General features: G+C 70.8%; 16 protein-coding genes and 1 pseudogene. 8 read left to right on the top strand and 9 right to left on the bottom strand.

Features of this window, described 5'->3' with window-relative positions; all coding sequences use genetic code 11:
- Nucleotides 1-201: 201 nt before the first annotated feature.
- Nucleotides 202-2,040: an ABC transporter permease/substrate binding protein gene (locus OG595_RS35225; RefSeq protein WP_329279224.1), complete on the bottom strand. Its 1,839-nt coding sequence runs from the start codon at nucleotides 2,038-2,040 to the stop codon at nucleotides 202-204.
- Nucleotides 2,033-3,136 carry a quaternary amine ABC transporter ATP-binding protein gene (locus OG595_RS35220; protein WP_329279223.1) on the bottom strand — a complete coding sequence of 368 codons (1,104 nt, stop codon included), beginning with the start codon at nucleotides 3,134-3,136 and terminating at the stop codon, nucleotides 2,033-2,035. Before OG595_RS35220 ends, OG595_RS35225 begins: the two co-directional genes overlap by 8 nt.
- Before the next feature lie 262 nt (nucleotides 3,137-3,398).
- Here OG595_RS35220 and OG595_RS35215 point away from each other — a divergent pair, with 262 nt between their 5' ends.
- The 5 genes from OG595_RS35215 to OG595_RS35195 all read left to right on the top strand — a co-directional run bounded on the left by OG595_RS35215 (nucleotide 3,399) and on the right by OG595_RS35195 (nucleotide 9,890).
- Nucleotides 3,399-4,328, top strand: coding sequence for a 5'-3' exonuclease (locus OG595_RS35215; RefSeq protein ID WP_329283457.1), 930 nt, complete (start codon nucleotides 3,399-3,401; stop codon nucleotides 4,326-4,328).
- A 209-nt stretch (nucleotides 4,329-4,537) separates the two neighbouring features.
- The gene (locus OG595_RS35210) at nucleotides 4,538-5,386 is read left to right on the top strand and encodes a siderophore-interacting protein (RefSeq protein ID WP_329279221.1); all 849 of its coding nucleotides are present in this window, start codon (nucleotides 4,538-4,540) and stop codon (nucleotides 5,384-5,386) included.
- A gap of 460 nt (nucleotides 5,387-5,846) precedes the next feature.
- Nucleotides 5,847-7,379 (top strand): amino acid permease, encoded by a 1,533-nt coding sequence (locus tag OG595_RS35205; RefSeq protein ID WP_329279219.1) that lies wholly within the window; start codon nucleotides 5,847-5,849, stop codon nucleotides 7,377-7,379.
- Between the two features lie 417 nt (nucleotides 7,380-7,796).
- Nucleotides 7,797-8,876, top strand: a complete 1,080-nt coding sequence (locus OG595_RS35200) for a terpene synthase family protein (RefSeq protein ID WP_329279218.1) — start codon at nucleotides 7,797-7,799, stop codon at nucleotides 8,874-8,876.
- Between the two features lie 72 nt (nucleotides 8,877-8,948).
- Nucleotides 8,949-9,890, top strand: a complete 942-nt coding sequence (locus OG595_RS35195; RefSeq protein ID WP_329279216.1) for an RluA family pseudouridine synthase — start codon at nucleotides 8,949-8,951, stop codon at nucleotides 9,888-9,890.
- 18 nt (nucleotides 9,891-9,908) lie between these two features.
- On the opposite strand, the gene OG595_RS35190 is transcribed toward OG595_RS35195, so the two are convergent.
- From OG595_RS35190 to OG595_RS35165, 6 genes are all read right to left on the bottom strand, one after another.
- Complete coding sequence (locus OG595_RS35190) at nucleotides 9,909-11,387, bottom strand: cytochrome P450 (RefSeq protein WP_329279214.1); 1,479 nt, start codon at nucleotides 11,385-11,387, stop codon at nucleotides 9,909-9,911.
- Between the two features lie 73 nt (nucleotides 11,388-11,460).
- On the bottom strand, nucleotides 11,461-12,081 hold the full coding sequence (locus tag OG595_RS35185) for a GTP-binding protein (RefSeq protein ID WP_329279212.1): 621 nt from the start codon (nucleotides 12,079-12,081) through the stop codon (nucleotides 11,461-11,463).
- Nucleotides 12,062-12,502, bottom strand: a complete 441-nt coding sequence (locus tag OG595_RS35180; RefSeq protein ID WP_329279210.1) for a DUF742 domain-containing protein — start codon at nucleotides 12,500-12,502, stop codon at nucleotides 12,062-12,064. Before OG595_RS35180 ends, OG595_RS35185 begins: the two co-directional genes overlap by 20 nt.
- On the bottom strand, nucleotides 12,499-12,906 hold the full coding sequence (locus OG595_RS35175; protein ID WP_164320580.1) for a roadblock/LC7 domain-containing protein: 408 nt from the start codon (nucleotides 12,904-12,906) through the stop codon (nucleotides 12,499-12,501). Before OG595_RS35175 ends, OG595_RS35180 begins: the two co-directional genes overlap by 4 nt.
- Nucleotides 12,903-14,642, bottom strand: a complete 1,740-nt coding sequence (locus tag OG595_RS35170) for a sensor histidine kinase (protein ID WP_329279208.1) — start codon at nucleotides 14,640-14,642, stop codon at nucleotides 12,903-12,905. Before OG595_RS35170 ends, OG595_RS35175 begins: the two co-directional genes overlap by 4 nt.
- A 328-nt stretch (nucleotides 14,643-14,970) precedes the next feature.
- Nucleotides 14,971-15,606 carry a TetR/AcrR family transcriptional regulator gene (locus tag OG595_RS35165; RefSeq protein ID WP_329279206.1) on the bottom strand — a complete coding sequence of 212 codons (636 nt, stop codon included), beginning with the start codon at nucleotides 15,604-15,606 and terminating at the stop codon, nucleotides 14,971-14,973.
- 232 nt (nucleotides 15,607-15,838) lie between these two features.
- Here OG595_RS35165 and OG595_RS35160 point away from each other — a divergent pair, with 232 nt between their 5' ends.
- From OG595_RS35160 to OG595_RS35150, 3 genes are read left to right on the top strand one after another with little or no spacing between them, the layout of a single operon-like run.
- Nucleotides 15,839-16,663: an urea amidolyase associated protein UAAP1 gene (locus tag OG595_RS35160; RefSeq protein ID WP_329279204.1), complete on the top strand. Its 825-nt coding sequence runs from the start codon at nucleotides 15,839-15,841 to the stop codon at nucleotides 16,661-16,663.
- Nucleotides 16,660-17,295, top strand: coding sequence for an urea amidolyase associated protein UAAP2 (locus tag OG595_RS35155; RefSeq protein WP_329279202.1), 636 nt, complete (start codon nucleotides 16,660-16,662; stop codon nucleotides 17,293-17,295). The genes OG595_RS35160 and OG595_RS35155 overlap by 4 nt, the downstream gene beginning before the upstream one ends.
- Nucleotides 17,292-20,807, top strand: a complete 3,516-nt coding sequence (locus tag OG595_RS35150) for a 5-oxoprolinase/urea amidolyase family protein (protein WP_329279199.1) — start codon at nucleotides 17,292-17,294, stop codon at nucleotides 20,805-20,807. The genes OG595_RS35155 and OG595_RS35150 overlap by 4 nt, the downstream gene beginning before the upstream one ends.
- Before the next feature lie 60 nt (nucleotides 20,808-20,867).
- On the opposite strand, the pseudogene OG595_RS45470 reads toward OG595_RS35150, so the two are convergent.
- A pseudogene (locus OG595_RS45470) lies at nucleotides 20,868-21,052 on the bottom strand (cobyrinate a,c-diamide synthase); the annotation flags it as partial.
- Nucleotide 21,053 lies beyond the last annotated feature (1 nt).

Raw genomic sequence — 21,053 nt, 5'->3', positions numbered from 1 at the left:
GCGCGGGCGGCGGACCTGACCAGCGGGACCGCACCATGGGGCGACCGAGCCAAGGTGATGGCCTAGCGCTCCGTGGTTGGCCGGATCCCTGTCGCCCGCGGAACGTGTCCGTCCGGGAACGCCGCGAGGGGTGGGCCGCACCGGAGGCACCCGCGCACGCGCGTGCCTCCCGGCTCGACCCACCCCTCCTGAGCGGCTCCCTCAGCTGTTCGATACCCCTTTCGCACCGCTCTTCCCCTCGGAATCGCCGACCGGTGCCCATTTTTCGGCGAGCCCGGGGTTCGCCTTGAGCCAGGCACGGACGGCGTCCTGCTCCCCGCCCTTGCCCGCCTGCTGGATGCGCGCCTCCAGACCGGTGAGCTGTTTCTCCGTCATGGAGAACTTCTTCAGCCAGCCGCCGACCTCGGGGTTGTCGTCGGCGAAGCCCTCTCGGGCGAGCGTGTGCACACCGTCGCCCTTGCCCCAGGCGCCCTTGGGGTCCTTGAGCTTCTTCAGGTCGTAGTCGCTGTACGCCCAGTGCGGCGACCAGAGGGTGACGGCGATCGGTTCCTTCTTGGCGTACGCGCGCTTGAGTTCGGCGAGCATGGCCGGGGTGGAGCCGTCGACGACCTCGTACTCGCCGCCGAGGCCGTACTCGCCCAGGACCTTGTCCTTGAGGAGGCCCATCATCCCGGCGCTCGGTTCGATGCCGACGATCCGGCCCTTGAACTTCGACGACTGTCCCTTGAGGTCGGCGAGCGAGTCGACACCCTTCACGTACGAGGGGACGGCCAGCTCCAGCGAGGTGGGGCCGTACCACTTGCCCAGGTCCTCCAGCCGGTCGCCGTACTTCTTCCAGTACTCGGCGTGGGTGACGGGCAGCCAAGCGTCCGTCTGGAAGTCGATCTGGCCGGTGGCCAGACCCGTGTACAGCGGGCCGGCCGCGTACTGGGTGGTGGTGACGTCGAAGCCGCGCTCCTCCAGGAGCTCCTTCCACAGGAACGTGGTGGCGATGCCCTCGTCCCAGGGGATGTAGCCGATGGTGACCTTCTTGCCCCGGCCCACGTCCGCTCCGGTGACCCGGCTGTCCTGCGCGGAGGAACCGAAGACGCCGAGGCCGCCCGCGACGAGCGCCAGGACGAGCACACCGGCGAGCGCGAGGACCGGGCTGGGGCGGTGGTTCCAGAGCTTCGGGGTGCCCGCGGTACGGGCCTTGGCGGCGGCGCGGCGGCCCAGCGGGGAGATCTGGGCGCCGAGCGCGCCGGTCATCCGGTCGAGGTAGACGGCGAGGACGACGATGCCGAGACCCGCCTCGAAGCCGAGGCCGATGTCGAGCTGGCCGATGGCCTCGTTGACGGCGCCGCCGAGCCCGCCGGTGCCGACCATGCCGGCGATGACGACCATGGACAGGCCGAGCATGATGACCTGGTTGACGCCCGCCATGATCGTCGGGAGAGCGAGCGGCAACTGCACGCGCAGCAGGGTGTCGCGGGGCGGGGTGCCGAACGCCTCGGCGGCCTCGACGAGTTCGGCGTCGACCTGCCGGATACCGAGCTCGGTCATGCGTACGCCGGGCGCGAGGGCGAAGATCAGGGTGGCGACGACGCCCGCCGGGACGCCCATGCCGAAGAACAGGATCGCCGGGATCAGCAGCACCATCGACGGCATCGTCTGGAGCAGGTCCAGGACGGGCCGTGCGACGGCGCTGACCGTCCTGGAGCGGGCCGCCCAGATGCCCAGCGGGATCGAGATCACCAGGGCGATCAGGGTGGCGACGAGCACCAGGGCGAGCGTCGACATGGCCTTGTCCCACAGGGCCATGGAGTCGACGAGCGCGAATCCGGCGAAGGCGAGCACGCCCGCGACCAGGCCGCGCAGCCACCAGGCGGCCACCGCGAGGATGCCTGCCAGGAGGAGGGGCTCGGGGGCGGTGAGCACGGCGTTGATGCCGTCGTACAGGCCCTCCACGACCATCTTGATCGCGTCGAAGAGCCAGGACATGTGGTCGACGAGCCAGCTGACGCCGTCGTCGACCCGGTCGCCGAGCCGGAACCTAGGCACGGGCGGTCACCTTCCCCTCGGTCAGGGCCGCACGGTCCGGGACATCCGGGCTGTCGCAGGGCTCGGGGGCGCCCTGCCGGTCGCCCAGGAAGCCGACGAGGCGCTGTCGCCGTACGACACCGACCAGTTCGCCGTCCCCGGTGAGCACCGCGACCGGGTGGGACAGCCGGGCGCTCAGCGCGCAGAGTTCGGTGAACGGCGTGTCGGGCGTCGCCGTCGGGCAGTCGCAGTCGGCCTCGTCGCCGCGGGTGTCCGGGTCCATGACGGCGCGCGCGGTGAGCACGCGGGAGCGGTCGACGTCCTTGGTGAAGGAGGCGACGTAGTCGTCGGCGGGGCGGACGAGGATGTCCTCCGCGGTGCCGGTCTGGACGATGCGGCCGTCGCGCATGACGGCGATGCGGTCACCCAGGCGCATGGCCTCGTTGAGGTCGTGGGTGATGAACACGATGGTCTTCTTGAGGGTCTTCTGGAGTTCCAGCAGCTGGTCCTGCATGTCACGGCGGATCAGCGGGTCGAGCGCGCTGAACGACTCGTCCATGAGCAGCAGGTCGGCGTCGGTGGCGAGTGCCCGGGCCAGGCCCACGCGCTGCTGCATGCCGCCGGACAGCTCGTCGGGCCACGAGTCCTCCCAGCCGGCCAGACCGCACAGGGCGAGCGCCTCGTCGGCGCGGCGCTCGCGCTCGGCGCGGGGCACGCCCTGCACGGACAGGCCGTAGGCCGCGTTCTCGCGGACGCTGCGGTGCGGGAAGAGCGCGAAGTGCTGGAAGACCATGCTGATCCTGTTCGCCCGCAGCGCGCGCAGTTCGCGGTCGCCGAGCGCTGTCAGGTCCCGGCCGTCGAAGCGGACGTGTCCGGCCGTGGGTTCCAGCAGGCCGTTGAGCATGCGCAGCAGCGTCGACTTGCCGGAGCCGGACAGGCCCATGACGACGAAGATCTCGCCGGGTGCCACGGTGAAGGAAGCGTCGATGACGGCGGCTGTGGTGCCGTCGTCGCGCAGTGCGTCGCGGCCGGCTCCCGCTTCGAGCCGGGTGACCGCGTCGCCGGGTCGTCTGCCGAACACCTTGTACAGATGCTCGGCCTCAAGCCTGGATGACAAGGGTGCCCCTCGGTCGTGTACGTCAGTCGTGCTCTTCGGTCGTGTCACTTCGTCGTGTCACTTCGGCCGCGCTCTTCGCTCTACGGCGGTTGCGCGAACAACCGTGTCTGCCAGTGGCCGCACCTGCCCATGCCCGACATGGGCAAACGAAGGAGTGGGCCAGTTCACAAGTCTTCGCACAGGCAACGTCAGGCGTGGGGACGGGACCTCCGGGGGTGCCGGAAAGTGGCGCGCGGGGTGACTGTCGGTGGCGTACGGCATGATGCGGGGCGTGACCGGACGACTGATGCTCCTCGACACCGCCTCGCTCTATTTCCGCGCCTATTTCGGCGTCCCGGAGTCCGTGAAGGCTCCGGACGGCACGCCGGTGAACGCCGTGCGCGGGCTGCTCGAATTCATCGACCGACTGGTCAAGGACCACCGGCCGGACCTCCTGGTGGCGTGCATGGACGCGGACTGGCGTCCCCAGTGGCGGGTCGACCTGATCCCCTCGTACAAGGCCCACCGCGTCGCCGAGGAACGCGAGACGGGACCGGACGAGGAGGAGGTGCCGGACACCCTGTCGCCGCAGGTGCCGGTCATCGAGGCGGTGCTGGACGCGCTCGGCATCGCGCGCGTGGGCGTCGCGGGGTACGAGGCGGACGATGTGATCGGCACCTTCACCGGCCGCGCCGAGGGCCCCGTCGACATCGTCACCGGCGACCGGGACCTGTACCAGCTGGTCGACGACGCGCGCGGAGTGCGCGTCCTGTACCCGCTCAAGGGCGTGGGCTCGCTGCAGCTGACCGACGAGGCCTGGCTGCGCGAGAGGTATGGGGTCACCGGAAGGGGGTACGCGGATCTCGCGCTGCTGCGGGGCGACCCGAGCGACGGACTGCCCGGTGTGCCCGGTATCGGCGAGAAGACGGCAGCGAAGCTGCTGGCCGAGTTCGGCGACCTGGCCGGGATCATGGCCGCGGTCGACGATCCGAAGGCGAAGCTGACCCCGTCGCAGCGCAAGCGCCTCGACGAGTCACGGCCGTACGTCGAGGTCGCGCCGAAGGTCGTCCTGGTGGCCGGCGACGTACCACTGCCGGATGTCGACACAGCGGTGCCGCGCACCCCTCGCGACCCCGCGGCGCTCGACGCGCTCGCTGCCCGCTGGGGACTTGGGGGTTCGTTGGAGAGATTGCTCACGACACTCGGACACTGAGGCGCCCGCTCACCGTCCCTGGGGCACGATGCACTCGTGCCCCACCACCGGGCACGAGGCCCTGCCCGGAGAGAACGGCAACCCGAGTCCAGAGAACGCCACTCTCATTTTGAGGGATCTTTGCGAAATCAATCGCCTCGGGTAACAGGGTTTAATCAGGGGGAGATGCTAACTTAGGTAAGCCTAAGCAAGGGAACAGGGAGGCCGTCATGGCAGAGCGCCCGGAACGCAGGGCTCCGAAGCTCCACTCCGCGCAGGTCGTCCGTACCGAGCGACTGACCCCGCACATGCAGCGCGTGGTCCTGGGCGGCGACGGCCTCGCCGAGTTCTCGGCCGGCACCCGCACCGACCACTACGTGAAGCTGCAGTTTCCGGCCGAGGGCGTCACCTATCCGCAGCCCTTCGACATCCAGCGCATCCGCGAGGAGTTCCCGCGCGAACAGTGGCCGGTCTCCCGTACCTACACGGTGCGCGCCTGGGACCCCGAACTGCGCGAGCTGACCCTCGACTTCGTCCTGCACGGCGACGAGGGCCTGGCCGGCCCCTGGGCGATGCGCGTCCAGCCGGGCGAGACGGTGGTCTTCGGCGGCCCCGGCGGCGCCTACGCCCCCGACCCCGACGCCGACTGGCATCTGCTCGCCGGGGACGAGAGCGCGCTGCCCGCGATCGCCTGCGCCCTGGAGGCGCTGCCCCACGGCGCCAAGGCATACGCCTTCGTGGAGATCTCCGGCCCCGAGGAGGAGCAGAAGATCGACTCCGACGTGGAGGTCCGCTGGCTGCACCGCGGCGAGCGGCCCCTCGGCGAGGCCCTTGTCGAGGCCGTCCGCGCCCTGGAGTTCCCCGCGGGCCGCGTCCACGCCTTCGTGCACGGCGAGGCGGCCTTCGTGAAGGAGCTGCGGCGACTGCTGCGGGTCGAGCGCGAGATCCCGCGCGAGGATCTCTCGATCTCCGGCTACTGGCGCCTCGGCCACAACGAGGACGGCTGGCAGGCGTCCAAGCGCGACTGGAACGCACAGGTGGAGGCGGAGCAGGAGTCCGCGGAACCGGCGACCTCCTGATTTTCCGCGTTTTCCGCGAGCCGCCGGGCCCGACCCGCCCCGGCCCCACCGGCCCGGCCCCTCGTGGTGCCGGGCCGACCGCACACCGCCCCGGCCGGGCGGGTCTTCCCGGCCCGGGCGACCGGGCGGCCCTCGACTCCCCTCCCCCAGCGCCAGGTTGACGTTCCCGCTGGAACAGACGGGGATCGAGGATCCACCGAGCACACCCCCCGCACCACACCTTCGCCGCGCCCTGAAGGCACCGCACCACACCTTCGCCGCGCCCTGAAGGCACCGCGCGAGAACGTCGCCGGATCCGGTACGACCCCGCCGAGCCCTGTCAGGCGGCCCGGCCGACGAGCCGCCAACCGTACGTGAGGACTTGGGTCCCGACTCGACACGGTCACGTCATCCCTGCGAAACAGCGCCTCCCTAATTTCTGTCACCCGACAGGAATACCGCGCCGAAGGCAGGTCCCGCCGTGACCACGACCGCTCCCTCCGACGTACGCCCCGATCCGGCGGATCCGTCCGTCGACCACTCCCTGACCGAGTTCGGCTACCGCCAGGAGCTGCACCGCAGCCTCGGCCGGTACGCGTCCTTCGCGGCCGGGTTCTCCTTCATCTCCGTCCTGACGACGGTCTTCCAGTTCTTCGCCTTCGGGTACGCGTTCGGCGGCCCCGTCTTCTTCTGGGCCTGGCCGGCCGTGCTGATCGGCCAGTTGCTGGTCGCCGCGTGCTTCGCGGAACTGGCCGCGCGCTACCCGATCTCCGGCGCGATCTACCAGTGGTCGTCCCGGCTCTCCAACCTCACCTTCGGCTGGTTCGCCGGCTGGATCATGGTGATCGGGCAGATCGTGGTGGTCGCGGCTGCCGCGCTCGCGCTCCAGGTCGTCATGCCGGCCATCTGGTCCGGCTTCCAGCTGGTCGGCGACGACCCGGCCCCGACCTCGGCGAGCGGCGCGGCCAACGCGGCGATCCTCGGCGTGCTCCTGCTGGCCCTGACGACCCTGGTGAACGTCGTGGACAACCGCGTGATGTCCCTGGTCAACCGGGTCGGTGTGACCGCCGAGATCATCGGCGCCGTCCTGATCGTCGTCCTCCTGTTCACCCACTCCGAGCGCACTCCCGGCATCACCTTCCACACGGGTACCGCACTGGAGTCCGGCCTGACCGGGGCGCTGCTGGTGGGCTCGTTCACGGCGGCGTACGTGATGATCGGATTCGACAGCGCGGGCGAGATGAGCGAGGAGACGCACAATCCCCGACGCACCGCGCCCCGCACGATCCTCACCGCGCTCGCCTCGGCGGGCCTGCTGGGCGGGCTGATCATCCTCGCCGGACTGCTCGCCGCGCCGAGCCTCACCGACGGCCGGCTCGGCGTCGAGGGCCTGAGCTACGTCCTGACGAGCAGCCTCGGCGACGGGGTGGGCCGCGCCCTGCTGGTCGACGTGGTGGTGGCCATCGCGGTCGCGACCCTCGCGATCCAGACGGCGGCCTGCCGGATGCTGTTCTCGATGGCCCGCGACGGCCAACTGCCGTACTCGGCCCGCCTCGCCAAGGTCAACCCGCGCACGGGCATGCCGAGCGCCCCGGCCCTGATCGTCGGCGTCCTCGCGGCGGCCCTGCTCCTCCTCAACTTCGCCTCGCCGGAAGCCTTCCTGGCCATCGGCACCACCTGCATCGTGATGCTGTACCTGGCATACGCGATGGTGACCGGCCCGCTCCTGATCCAGCGCCTGAAGGGCACCTTCACCGCCGACGGCACCGACGAGACCGGCAAGCCCCTCTTCTCCCTCGGCCGCTGGGGCATCCCCGTCAACGCCCTCGCCCTCCTCTACGGCCTCTTCATGACCGTCAACCTGGCCTGGCCCCGAGCCGCGGTGTACGACCCGGCGGGCGGGCACTGGTACTTCCAGTGGTTCACCGTGCTGTTCCTCGCGGTCACGGTGGGGGGCGGGCTCCTGTACCGGCTCGTGGGTGCTCGGCGCGTCCGCTCGGCCCCGTTGGACTGATCCACCGATGCGGCAGGCCGGAGCACCCCGGCACCCGTTGTCGCGGCGGCGTCGTCCACGTCCTGGAGGCCGGCCCCGGTGACCGGGCCGTGGCCGACGTCCAGTTTCGGTCAGTCGATCCCCACGGCGCCTTCCAGGCGGCCGGTGCGGGCCGGTGAGGGCCGGCCCGGTGAGGTGGCACAACGAACGGTTCAACAACGGACCCGCCCGTCGTCGGAATCGCGGCCTCGCTCAAGACCGGCCACCCTGCCTGAATCCAGCACGAATTCCGGTGCGACAGGGACGACCGGTGCTGCTGCGAGGGGAAAGGGCTGGGGAATGGCTGCCACTGTGGCCAGAACCAGCCATTCCCCAAAGTCACCTGCGGGTCGCACCATAAGACGTATGAATAGCGACACCTCCACGCGGAATTTGTCAGTGCCGAGTGTGTTGTGCCCCTTTCCGGTCACGTACGACGAGACGGCGGCTCGCAGGGCGGACGAGGACATCGTTGCCTGGGCGTTGAGCCTCGATCTCTTCCCGGGGCAGCGGAGCGAGCTGAACGGATACCGGTTCGGCACGTTCGCGGCGCTCACGCACCCTGACGCGGTCGACCACGATCACCTGATGCTCGTGGCCCGCAACATGACCGCCCTGTTCGCCGCGGACGATCACTACTGCGACGAGGGGATCGAGGGCGTCCGCCTCGCCATGAGCGCGTCCCGCCTCGCGGGATCGCTGACCGCGATGGAGAGCGGTGCCCGGCTGCCCGACTGCCCCTCGGTCGAGGGCTTCGTCGGCAGTGACCCGGTGGCGCATGCGCTGCGCGAGACCGCGGAACACATCACGCGCCTGGGCACACCGGCGCAAATAGGCCGTCTGCGCCACGAGACGACCGCTACGTTCCTGGCGATGGCGGCGGAGAATTCGTGGCGTATCGCCGGGCACGTTCCCGACCCCGCGGAATACCTGGCTCACCGCAAGTACAACGGAGCCATGGCATGCCTGGTGCTGATCGACGTCGCCGGCGGCTACGAACTGCCCGCCCGTGACTGGGAAGAGCCCGGTGTCCGGTCGCTGTCGCTCGCCGCCTCACTGATGATCATGCTGGTGAACGATCTGTACTCGGTCGCCAAGGAAAGCGCCGACATCGGCAGCCACAGCCTGCCCACCGTGCTCTCCGCACGCCACGGATGGCCTCTCGAACAGAGCATGCGCGCGACCGGCGAGCTCCACGACCGCCTCATGTGCGCGTATCTGCGTCTGGAACCCGACGTCGCGCGCCACGCCTCGCCCGAACTCACCCGCTACCTCGCCGGACTGCGGCACTGGATGCGGGGAAATCTCGAATGGCACACCCTGACCGGGCGACACAACCATCGTGCGGGACGCCCCACCCCCAAGACGGGGCCTCACGGTCCCACCCATGACCACCCGAAGGCCGAGGTGCGCCACTCGGCCGCCGGTCTCTGCCCGCACTGCGGAGACCGCCACACCCCGACCACAGCGGTCGCGTAGAACGGCCGGAGCAGGTCAGGGAGCCCGTGCGAGAGCGGGGCCGGCACACCACACCTCATATGCTTGATCGTGATGAGACGCCGCACCCCGCCCCCGCCCTCCCCCCTGCCGCAGCGCGACGGGGTGGACCCCGTGCGGGTCCGGCTGCCGGCCGGGGACGCGTGGGCGACCGTGCGGGATCACCTCGTCGCACGGCTCGCGGCCGGGACCGGGGTCGTCGACGGAATGCTCGACGCGGGGCTGATCGTGGACGTCACCGGGCGTGCGGTGCCGCGGGACATGGCGTACGCGCCGGGGATGTTCGTGTGGTTCCACCGGGAACTGCCCGACGAGGAGCGGGTGCCGTTCGCGGTGGACGTCCTGTACCGGGACGAGCACGTGGTGGTGGCCGACAAGCCGCACTTTCTGGCCACCACCCCGCGCGGCGGTCATGTCGCCGAGACGGCCCTGGCGCGGCTGCGGCGGGAGCTGGGCATCCCGGCTCTCGGCGCGGCACACCGGCTGGACCGGCTGACGGCCGGCCTGGTGCTGTTCACCGTGCGGCCCGAGGAACGGGGCGCGTACCAGTCGCTGTTCCGGGACAAGCGGGTGGCGAAGGAGTACGAGGCCGTCGCGCCGTACGATCCGGCGCTGGTCCTGCCCCGCACCGTACGCAGCCGGATCGTCAAGGAGCGCGGGGTCCTGGCGGCCCGTGAGGTCGAGGGCGAGCCCAATGCGGTGAGCCGGGTCGAGTTGCTGGAGCACGGGTACGGGCGTGCCCGGTACCGGCTGACGCCGGGTACCGGGCAGACGCACCAACTGAGGGTGCACATGAGCGCGTTGGGGGTGCCGATCCTCGGCGATCCCCTCTACCCGGAGGTCACCGGTCCCGTGGCGGCCGGCGACTTCCGCAGTCCGCTCCAACTGCTGGCGCGGGTCCTGGAGTTCACCGATCCGGTCACGGGACGCGAGCACCGGTTCGTCAGCCCGCGTGTGCTGGGGGCCTGGTCGTCGTACGACGAGTGGGCCGGATAGCACCGGTGCCCGGGCGGCTCAGTCGCCGCGCCACCAGCGCAGGAGGCGCCCGAACACCCCCGGCCGACGGGCCGTTTCGGGCACCGGTGCCGGTGTGGCCTCGGCGGCCGGGACGGCGGGTTCCGCAGCCGTGGGCTGCGGCTGCTCCGTACCGACCTGCCAGTCGTTCGGGCGCTGCGGCGGCACCGGCTTCTCGACGGGCCGCTCCATGACCTCCTGCGGGGACCTCGGCGCGAACTTCACCGGCAGTTCCACCAGGTGCCGGGTGGAAACGGACGACCGCCAGCGCAACTCGTCCTCCCCGCAGGCGAGTTGGATGTCCGGAACGCGGGTCAGCAACGCGTCGACACCGACGTCGGCGATGGCGCGGCCGATGTCCTGGCCCGGGCACTCGTGGGGGCCGCCGCTGAACGCGAGGTGGGAGCGGTTGCCCTGCATGTTCGCTTCGAGATCCGGTCGGACGCGCGGGTCGACGTTGCCCGGTGCCATGCCGAGGAGGAGTCCGTCGCCCTTGCGGATGCGCTGGCCGCCCAGCTCGGTGTCCTGTTTGGCGATATAGGCGAAGACGGTGCTGAACGGCGGCTCGTCCCACAGGGACTGCTCGACCGCCTCGGGCACGGTCATCTGGCCACCGTTGAGCCGAGCGCGGAACCCCGGGTTGGTGAGCACCTCCCGCAGCACGTTGGCGAGGAGGTTGGCGGTGCTCTCGTACGCGACGATCAGGACGACCCGCAGGTGCTGGCCGATCTCCTCGTCGTCGAGCCCCGCCGGGTGGTTGATGAGGTGGCTGGTGAAGTCGTCCCTGGGCTCGGCCCGGCGGCGGGCGGTGAGCCGCATCAGGGCGTCCATGACGTACTGGTTGCTCGCGATCGCGGTCTCGGTGCCTTTGAGCATGTCGCGGGCGGCCTGCACGATCCGGTCGCCGTACTCCTCGGGCATGCCGAGGATCTCGCACATCACCGCCATCGGCAGGTGCTCGGCGAACTGGCTGACCAGGTCGGCGCTGCCCTCCTCGCAGAACTGGTTGACGAGGTGCTGGGTCGAGCGGTTGATGTAGCGGCGGATGCCCCGGTGGTCGATGGTCGACATGGCGCCGGTGACCGCGCCGCGCAGCCTCAGGTGCTCTTCGCCCTCGGTGTGGCAGCAGATGGGCTGCCGGGCGAAGTGCGGCATGAGCGGGTGGTCGGGCTTGACCGTGCCGTCCTGCATGGGAGTCCACAACCGGCTGTCCTTGCAGTAGTGCGAGGGGGTCCGCACCATGTGCATGTTCTCGCCGTGCCCGAGCACCACCCAGATCGGCACGTCCTCGTGAAGCAGCGCGGGGGCCACCGCACCGTGCTCGGCCCTGAGTTTCTCGTACACGGCTCCCAGATCCTCGGCCTCGGGACCGTACAGGCGGCGCAGCCCGCCGGGGCCGGTGCCGTGAGCCGGGCAGCCGGGGGGCGGGCTGAGGGCGGTGTCGTCCGTGTCGGTCGGGGAGTGTGGCTCAGGCGTCACAGTGATCGCTCCGAAACTGAAGTGGATCCGGTGTCAGAAGAGTTGATGGTGTGCCGGTGGTGAATTGCCGCGCTCAGACGGACGCCTTCGCCATCTCCAGCGAGTGCAGGAAGCGCATCAGCGTCATGAGCGTGTCGCGGCTGGAGGCCCTGCGGCGTGCGTCGCACTCCACGATGGGGATCTCCGGAGCCAGGTCGAGGGCCGAACGCAGATCCTCGATCGGGTAACGGGGCGCGTCCGGGAAGGAGTTGACGGCGATGACGAAGGGCACGCCACGTTCCTCCAAGCGCCCTATGACGTCGAAGCTGACTTCCAGGCGCCGGGTGTCGATCAGGACGACCGCGCCGAGGGCGCCTTCGAACAGCCCGTTCCACAGGAACCAGAAGCGTTCCTGGCCCGGGGTGCCGAACAGGTACAGCACCAGCTGGTCGGTGATGCTGATGCGGCCGAAGTCCATGGCCACGGTGGTGGCGGTCTTGGAATCGGAGCCGTAGTTGTCGTCGACGCCGACGCCGGCCTGCGTCATGGTCTCTTCGGTGGTGAGAGGCCTGATCTCACTGACCGAGCCGACCATGGTCGTCTTGCCGACGCCGAACCCGCCCACGATGACGATCTTCACCGCGGCCTGGGTGGTCTGCGGCAGACGGTCCTCGGTCCGTGGACCCGTGATGGGGTCAGAGCTTTTGAAGTCCATGCATCACCGCTTCGAGGAGGGAACGGTCGGCGAGCGACTGGCTGATGAGCGGGTCGCGCGCCTGGACCAGTTCGGCCGCCAGCAGCTCGGTGAGCAGGACGGTCACCACGCTGAACGGCAGGTTGAGGTAGGCCGAGAGCTCGGCCACGGACAGTGGTGCCTTGCAGAGGCGGAGCAGCGCCGCCTGCTCCGGCGCGGCGGCGGGCGGGGGTTCGGCGCACGCCACGATTAACGTGACGAGGTCGAGGGAGGCTCGCTCGCCGCCCTGGGTGGCGCCGGTGAGCACATAGAGCCGTTCCGGGTTCTTGCGCTTCCCGCCCTTGTTCTCCGCGCCCTCGGTGGCCGCGGGGCTCTCGTAGTGAGGCTCCGCCGGAGGTTCCTGCTTGACCGGGTAGCGCCGTCGGCGCTGCGGAGGAGTCATACGGTCTGCCCGTTCCGCCGGGGCGGACTGGTGAGGTGGGCGCCGATCCGCACCACGAGGTCGCGCATGTGGTTGCTCATGTTGCCGGGCTCGGCGATCACGTTGGCGAGGACCGCGAGATAGGCGTTGGGTCCGGCGGCCATCAGGTAGAAGTAGCCGCCCTTGACCTCGATGATGACCATCCGCATGGTGCCGTCGCTGTCCGGGATCTCGTGCGCGACGGCTCCCGCGAGGCTCTGGAGACCCGCGCAGGCGGCTGCGACACGGTCGGCGGCGTCGGGGTCGCCGCCGTAGCGGGCGATGCGCAGGCCGTCGGCGGAGAGCACCACGATCTGCTGGATACCCGGAACGCCGTCGGCGAGCTCCTTGAGCATCCAGTCGAAGTTGGCTCGCTGCGAGATCACTTGAGGTCCCCCTCGTCGTCGGCCTCGGCGTGGGCCGGCTGCTGGTTGGTCGCGCTGGATGCGGTCGGGTCTTCCCGGTGGCCGCCGAAGGCCGCCCGGTCGTCCGGGTGGCCGTCGAGGGCCCTGGAGCCGCCGGCCGGGAACGCGGTGAAGTCGGCCGCGTCGTCGGGGTGATCCGAGAACGTCGTCGGGTCGTCGGGGTTCCGGGTGAAGGCAGTGGGGTCCGGGTCGCCCTTGAGGCCCTCCATGAACGCCTCGACCCACAGGCCCGGCAGGGGTTCGTCTTCCTTCTTCTGCGGCTCGGGCTCCCACAGTTTGCGGAGCTCCGGGTCGGCCTCCATCTCGGCCTCGGCGGCCCTGGACCGGGCGTACCGCTCGCTGAGCGGGGTCTTGACCCGGCTGCGGCGCTGCGGCAGACCGTTCTCGGTCCACTCGGTGACCTCCGGGATGTCGTCCTCCATGGAGACGGAGGCCGGGATTCGCGGGCCGGTCGTGGGGCGGCGCTTCTTGGGCGGTCGCTTGGGGCCTTCCAGCGCGCCGAGTTCGATCTTTGGTGCGGCGGTTGCTCCGATGCCGTGCGCGAGGCCGGGGGCGGGGTCGCTGGTGAGCATCTCGGAGGGCACGACCAGGACCGCCCGGACACCGCCGTACGCGGACTGCCGCAGGGAGATCTGCATCCGGTACGTCTCACAGAGGCGGCCCACGACCGCCATGCCGAGGCGCGGGGACTCGCCGAGGTCGTTGAGGTCGAAGCCGGCCTGGGCGCGGGCGATCATGTCCTCGGCGCGCTTGCGGGCCTCTTCGCTGAGGCTGACGCCGGCGTCCTCGATCTCGATGGCGATGCCGGTCTGCACCTCGGTCGCGGTGACGTGCACCTTGGTGTGGGGCGGCGAGTAGCGCGTGGCGTTGTCGAGGAGTTCGGCCGCCGCGTGGATGAGCGGTTCGACGGAGTTGCCGTCGACGTTGACCTTCGCGATGGACGCCAGCTCGATGCGGCGGTATTCCAGGATCCGGGACATCGCGCCGCGCAGCACGCTGTACAGCGCGACGGGCTGGGGCCACTGGCGGCCGGGACGGCCGCCGCCGAGCACGGAGATGGAGTCGGCGAGGCGGCCGATCAGCGCGGTGCCGTGGTCGATGCGCAGGAGGTCGTCGAAGACCTCGGGGTTGCGGCCGTGGTCCTCCTCCATCTCCCGGAGTTCGTTGGCCTGCTGGTGGACGATCGCCTGAACGCGCCGGGCGATGCTGACGAACGCACGCTGTGCGCCGTCCCGCATGGCCTCCTCGCGGTCGATGATCTCCAGGACCTGGGTCAGCAGCTTGCGCTGCGGTACCGGGAGTTCGCGGTACGGGGAGTCCGGCAGACCGAATTGGCGAATCACCTCTGTGGGTGAACCGGCTCCGCGCAGCCGACGGAGCGCGTACGGCAGGACTTCCTTGCCGAGCCGGTCGAAGTCCTCGTCGTGGGCGGCGATACGCCGCTCCAGATACGCGGTGTGACGGGCGTGCTCGGCCCGCAGGGTACGGACGGTCCGGCCGCGGCGGACCACTTCGGCGGCGACCGCGACGACCAGGACCGTGGCGACGGCTCCGCACCAGCCGACGGCTGCGCGGGCCGGCCCCGTGACCAGGGCGGCGGCGGCTCCGGTCGCCCCGGCCATCGCTATGGCAGGTAGCAACAGCACGCGCGCGTAGGGAAGTTCACGGCCACCGGGAGGCGATTGAACACTCACCATGTATGCCCTCTGAGACAAATCGACTGGGGTTGGGGGAGCTTGCTGTGGGGTAGGTCTGGGAATTGTCCGGATCTTCGGTATTTTTGGGAACAAGCGCACGAATACATACCAACTCGGTGCGCTGCGGGCGAGCTTAGTCCGACCGGATCAACGCCGTGTCATATTCGGCAAGGCTCTGAAATGCCCCTCGCAAGTGGAGTACCCTCAACCCATTTGCACACTGCGGATGCAATCGCACACAGTGCGTCACGGCACACAGATGTACGAGCACCACTCACCGTGACGGGTGAACACGGGCCCGCGGAGGTCCCGGAGGCCGCCGCGGCCCTCAGATACCGGCGATGCGCAGCGCCGCGTCCGCCGTGGCTTCCGCGAAGACGGAGACCGGACGCTCGGGGTCGGAGCGGTGCACGAGGATGACACCCTCGATGAGCCCGAAGAGCAGATCCGTCCGCAGGTCCAGCTCGCTCTTGGCGAGCGCACCCCCGGCGGCCGTCGCGGCGAGCAACTGGCGATAGGCGTCCTTGAGTTCGGCCCGCACCGCGTGGAAGCCGGCGAAGCGTTCGGCGCGCACCTCGGGGAGGAGGTAGAGGCCGCCGAGATTGTGCGGGCCGCCGCAGAGCACCTCGACGTCGGCGCGGCACAGCTCCCACAGCCGGCTCTCGGCCGGGACCGCGTCGTCGGCGAGCAGCCCACGGGCGTAGGTCAACGAGGGGGTGACGGTGGACTCCAGGAGCTCGGCGAGCAGCTCCTCCTTGCCGGAGACGTAGTGGTAGATGGACGCCTGGCGCATCCCCGCCCGCTCGGCGATGGTCCGTGTGGTGGTGGCCGCGTAGCCGCGGGTGGTGAACAACTCGGCCGCCGCGGTGAGCAGTTCGGCCCGCGGGGTCAGCCCGCTGTCCGGTCGCTGCGAGACCCGCGGCCTACCGACCCGCCGTCCGCCCGGCCCACCCGTCGTTCCCATGTGTTCGATCCTCGCATACCGCCCGGTCCGATGATCTCGGTGAGCAATCGGTAACCGGGTGGCAACACCCGGGCAATTCCGGTGTCTCGTCGTCCGCCTAATTTCTGTCGCGCGACAGAAATTCAGCAGCAGGACAGGCGCAAGCACAGGCACAGGCACACACAAGCACCGCGAGAAGCAGCACGACGAGCAGCACGAGAAGCAGAACGACTTCGGAGCCGGAGGACCCTCGATGGGGACATCGACCACGTACGGAGCCCGCGACCACGCCCGCGCCCAGGAAGGCGCCCGGGCCGAGGCCATGCCCGTCGTCCCGGCCGCCGACTGGCCCGCGCCGCCCTGCGCGGCGGGCCATCTGGTGTGGGCCGAGACGGTGGCGGGCGGCAACTACACGCACCGGGTGCTGGCCCGCGGCACCGAGCTGCGCCTGACCGACCTGCACGGCGACGCCTGCGCCCATCTGCTGCTCTTCGCCGCGGACCGGCCCTGGGAGCGGCTGAACGTCGCGGACACGGTCAAAGTCCAGTGGAACGCCTACCTCGGCGAGGGGCAGCTGCTCCTGTCCGACCAGGGCCGGGTCCTCGCCTCGCTGGTCACCGACACCTCCGGGCGCCACGACGCGCTGTGCGGCACCTCGACCCTCGTACGCAACACCGACCGGTACGGCGACGGCACCCCGCAGTCGCCCTCCCCCGCCGGCCGCGAACTGTTCAAGCTGGCCGCGGCCAAGAACGGCCTCCAGCCGCGCGATCTGCCGCCCTCGCTCTCCTTCTTCCAGGGAGTGGAGGTACGCGAGGACGGCGCCCTCGACTTCACCGGCTCGGCCGGACCGGGCGGCAGTGTGACGCTGCGCGCCGAGCAGGACGTCACGGTGCTGATCGCGAACGTCCCGCACCCCGCCGACCCGCGCGACGACTACGTCAGCACCCCGCTGGAGGTGCTGGCCTGGCGCGCCGGGCCGACCGCCCCCGGCGACCCGCTGTGGGAGGCCACGCCCGAGGGCCGCCGCGCGTTCCTGAACACCGCCGAATTCCTTGCCGCGAGGGGGCTCGTATGACCACCACACCGATCGTCCGGAAGACCGTCGTTCCGGCCCGCGCCGCCTGGTCGTCCGTCGTCCGCGCCGGCGGGACGCTGACCATCACCGACCTGCACGGCAACCAGGCCGTGGACTTCCTGGTGTACGACGCCCACGACACGTCCGTGCGCTACAGCGCGCCCGACACGATCCACGCGCAGGGCGGCGTCTTCCTCACCACCGGCAGTGTCCTGATGTCGAACGAGCACACGCCCCTGATGACCGTGACCGCCGACGACGTCGGCCGCCACGACACGGTCGGCGGCGCCTGCTCCAAGGAGTCGAACACCCTGCGGTACGGCCACCACACCTGGTCGCAGCACGCGTGCGTGGACAACTTCCTCGCCGAGGGCGCCCGGCACGGCCTGGGCAAACGGGACCTGGTCTCCAACATCAACTGGTACATGAACGTGCCGGTGGAGAAGGACGGCACGCTGGGCATCGTCGACGGCCTCTCGGCGCCGGGGCTCTCGCTCACGCTCCGCGCGGAGTGCGACGTCCTGGTGCTGGTCTCCAACTGCCCCCAGATCAACAACCCCTGCAACGGCTTCGACCCGACCGAGGTGGAGATGACCATCACCGAGACGGGCACGGAGGCGGGCCCGGCATGACCTTCGACACGCTACTGGTCGCCAACCGGGGCGAGATCGCCGTGCGCATCATCCGTACGGCACGGGAGCTGGGCCTGCGTACGGTCGCCGTCTACTCCGACCCCGACCGCTCCGCCCCGCACGTCCGGCTCGCCGACGAGGCGGTACGGCTCGGCCCCGCGCCCGCGAAGGAGTCGTACCTCGACGCCGACCTGGTCCTGGCGGCGGCGAAGGAGACGGGCGCCGGTGCGATCCATCCCGGGTACGGCTTCCTGTCCGAGGACGCGGACTTCGCGCGGCGCTGCGAGGACGCCGGGATCGTGTTCGTGGGGCCGACGCCGGGGCAGCTGGAGCTGTTCGGCGCGAAGCACACGGCCCGGGCGGCGGCCGAGGCGGCGGGCGTGCCCCTCGCACCCGGCACCGGCCTGCTGGCCTCGCTCGACGAGGCGTACGAACAGGCCGCTGCCATCGGCTACCCCGTGATGCTCAAGGCGACCGGCGGGGGCGGCGGCATCGGCATGTCGGCCTGTGCCTCGGCCGCCGAACTCGCCGACGCCTGGGAGCGGGTGCAGCGCGTCGCCGCGGCCTCCTTCTCCTCGGCCGGCGTCTTCCTGGAACGGCTCGTCGAACGCGCCCGCCATGTCGAGGTGCAGGTCTTCGGCGACGGCGAGGGCCGGGTCGTCACCTTCGGCGACCGCGACTGCTCCCTCCAACGCCGCAACCAGAAGGTGGTGGAGGAGGCCCCGGCACCCGGGATCCCCGCGCACGTCCGGGCTCAACTGGCATCCTCCGCGCGTGACTTGTGTGCCTCGGTCGGCTACCGCTCCGCCGGAACGGTCGAGTTCGTGTACGACGCCGCCCGCGAGGAGGCGTACTTCCTGGAGGTCAACACCCGCCTCCAGGTGGAGCATCCGGTCACGGAGGAGATCTACGGCGTCGACCTCGTCGCCTGGATGCTGCGCCTGGCCCGAGGCGAGCGGGACGTCGTACGGGACCCGGGCACCCCCCGAGGCCACGCCGTCGAGGCCCGCGTCTACGCCGAGGACCCCTCGCGCGAACACCGGCCCAGCGCGGGCCTGTTGACGCGGGTGGAGTTCCCCGGCGGGGTGCGGATCGACGGCTGGGTGGAGACGGGCACCGAGGTGACCACGTCGTACGACCCGATGCTCGCGAAGGTCATCGCGTACGGCGCCGACCGGGAGCACGCGCTGCGCCGCCTCGACGAGGCGCTGGCCCGCACCCGGGTCGACGGCATCGAGACCAACCTCGGGCTGGTGCGGGCGGCACTGGCGAACCGCGACTTCCGCGCGGCGACGCACTCGACGGCGACCCTCGCCGGGGTGAGCGACCCGACTCCACGCGTCGAGGTCGTCTCCGGCGGGACACTCACCACGGTCCAGGACTGGCCGGGCCGGACCGGCTACTGGCAGGTGGGTGTGCCTCCGTGCGGCCCGATGGACGACCGTTCGTTCCGCCTCGGCAACCGCGCCCTGGGCAACGACGAGGGCGCCCCCGGCCTCGAATGCACCCTCCAGGGGCCGTCGTTGAGGTTCACGCATCCCACGACCGTGTGCGTGACCGGGGCCCCGGCGCCGGTCACACTGGACGGCACGCCGGTCGCCCAGTGGGAGCCCGTGACGGTATCCGCCGGTGCCGTACTGGCGATCGGCGCCCCGGCGGAACAGGGCCTGCGGACGTACGTGCTGTTCGCGGGCGGCGGCCTGGACGTGCCGCCGTTCCTCGGCAGCGCGGCCACCTTCACGCTGGGCAGGTTCGGCGGCCACGGGGGCCGGACTCTGCGCACGGGAGACGTCCTGCACGGCGGGGCGATGACGGAGTCGGGGACCCCGGTTCCCCCCGCCGAGCGCCCGGAGTTCGCGTCCCCCTGGCACATCGGCGCTGTCGAAGGCCCCCACGCGGCACCGGAGTTCTTCACCGAGGAGGACATCCACGACTTCTACGCGGCCGACTGGAAGGTCCACTTCAACTCGGCCCGCACCGGCGTACGACTGGTCGGTCCCAAGCCCCGCTGGGCACGCTCCGACGGCGGTGAGGCGGGCCTGCACCCGTCCAACATCCACGACACGCCGTACTCCGTGGGCGCCGTCGACTACACGGGTGACATGCCGGTCCTGCTGGGCCCGGACGGCCCCTCGCTCGGCGGCTTCGTGTGCCCGGCGACCGTCCTCAGCACCGAGCGCTGGAAACTGGGCCAGCTACGACCCGGCGACACGGTCCGCTTCGCACCGGTGGACACAACGGGCGTACGGCGGGCGGCGATTGTGGACGGCGGCGTACTGGCCCGGGACGGCGACATCACGTACCGCCGCAGCGGCGACGACAACCTGCTGGTCGAATTCGGGCCCATGCAGCTCGACCTGGCGCTCCGGATGCGCGTCCACGCGCTGATGGAGGCGGTGACGGAGCTGGACCTCCACGGGGTGACGGACCTGACGCCGGGAATCCGCTCCCTCCAGATCCAGGCGGACCCGAGCCTGCTCCCCCAGGCCGAACTACTGGCCGCCATACGGCGGACGGCGACCGCGCTCCCGCCCGCGGACCGCCTCACGGTCCCCTCCCGCACGGTCCACCTCCCCCTTTCCTGGGACGACCCGGCGACCCGCGAGGCCATCGCCCGCTACATGGCGGGCGTCCGCGACGACGCCCCCTGGTGCCCCTGGAACATCGAGTTCATCCGTCGTGTGAACGGTCTGGACTCGGTCGACGACGTGTACCGCACGGTCTTCGAGGCGGAGTACCTCGTACTGGGCCTGGGAGACGTCTACCTGGGCGCCCCGGTGGCCACCCCGCTCGACCCCCGCCACCGCCTGGTGACGACGAAGTACAACCCGGCCCGCACCTGGACCGCGGAGAACTCGGTGGGCATCGGCGGCGCCTACCTCTGCGTCTACGGCATGGAGGGCCCCGGCGGCTACCAGTTCGTCGGCCGTACGACCCAGGTGTGGTCGGGCTGGCAGCAGCGCGGCGCGTTCGAGCCGGGCTCCCCGTGGCTGCTGAGGTTCTTCGACCGCATCAAGTGGTACGCCGTCGAGCCCGACGAACTCCTCGACCTGCGCGCCGACATCACCTCGGGCCGCTTCGTCCCCCGCATCGAGGAGGGCGTCTTCTCGCTGGCGGACTACGAGGAGTTCCTGACGGAGAACGCCGAGTCGATCGCGGAGTTCCGCTCCCGTCAGGGCGCGGCCTTCTCGACGGAGCGGGACGCGTGGGAGGCTGCGGGCGAGTTCACGAGGGCGGAGGCGGCGACGGCACCCGCCGAGCCGGCCGCCGAGGTGACGGTCCCGGCCGGCGGCCATCTGATCGAGGCCGAATTCGCCGCGTCCGTATGGCAGTTGAACGTGTCGCCGGGCGACGAGGTGACAGCGGGCCAGCCGCTGCTTGCCCTGGAGGCGATGAAGATGGAGTCACGGATACACGCCCCGATCACAGGAGTGGTCCACGAGATCCTGACCAGGCCGGGCGCACAGGTGGAGGCGGGCACAGCCCTCATCGTCCTGACCCCGACCCCCTGACCCGCGACCTGTTCACTTCCCCGCCCCCGCCGCCCCTGCCCGTCCCGTCCTCGGGGGCTCCGCCCCCGAACCCCCGCTCCGCAAACGCCGGAGAGGCTGAATATCCAGCCCGTCCGGCGCTTGAGGACGAGGCCCCTTCAGGGCCGAAGCGGGGGTCTGGGGACGGCAGCCCCCAGAGACGGGAAGGGTAGGGGCGGCGGGGGCGAGAAAACCCCCACCCACCCGTCCGCAGCCCAAGGAGCACAG

The sequence above is a fragment of the Streptomyces sp. NBC_01451 genome (genome assembly GCF_036227485.1).
Classification (GTDB): Bacteria; Actinomycetota; Actinomycetes; order Streptomycetales; family Streptomycetaceae; genus Streptomyces.
Note: the sequence above shows the minus strand (reverse complement) of the source record. Positions and strands in the feature narration are given on the sequence as shown.

Excerpts from the sequence above, each read along its gene's own strand:
- OG595_RS35160 (WP_329279204.1), top strand. The coding sequence starts at position 15,839 with ATGGGGACATCGACCACGTACGGAGCCCGCGACCACGCCCGCGCCCAG.
- OG595_RS35180 (WP_329279210.1), bottom strand. The coding sequence starts at position 12,502 with ATGACTCCTCCGCAGCGCCGACGGCGCTACCCGGTCAAGCAGGAACCT.
- OG595_RS35170 (WP_329279208.1), bottom strand. The coding sequence starts at position 14,642 with ATGGTGAGTGTTCAATCGCCTCCCGGTGGCCGTGAACTTCCCTACGCG.
- OG595_RS35185 (WP_329279212.1), bottom strand. The coding sequence starts at position 12,081 with ATGGACTTCAAAAGCTCTGACCCCATCACGGGTCCACGGACCGAGGAC.
- OG595_RS35210 (WP_329279221.1), top strand. The coding sequence starts at position 4,538 with ATGGCAGAGCGCCCGGAACGCAGGGCTCCGAAGCTCCACTCCGCGCAG.
- OG595_RS35215 (WP_329283457.1), top strand. The coding sequence starts at position 3,399 with ATGCGGGGCGTGACCGGACGACTGATGCTCCTCGACACCGCCTCGCTC.
- OG595_RS35165 (WP_329279206.1), bottom strand. The coding sequence starts at position 15,606 with ATGGGAACGACGGGTGGGCCGGGCGGACGGCGGGTCGGTAGGCCGCGG.
- OG595_RS35155 (WP_329279202.1), top strand. The coding sequence starts at position 16,660 with ATGACCACCACACCGATCGTCCGGAAGACCGTCGTTCCGGCCCGCGCC.
- OG595_RS35150 (WP_329279199.1), top strand. The coding sequence starts at position 17,292 with ATGACCTTCGACACGCTACTGGTCGCCAACCGGGGCGAGATCGCCGTG.
- OG595_RS35195 (WP_329279216.1), top strand. The coding sequence starts at position 8,949 with ATGAGACGCCGCACCCCGCCCCCGCCCTCCCCCCTGCCGCAGCGCGAC.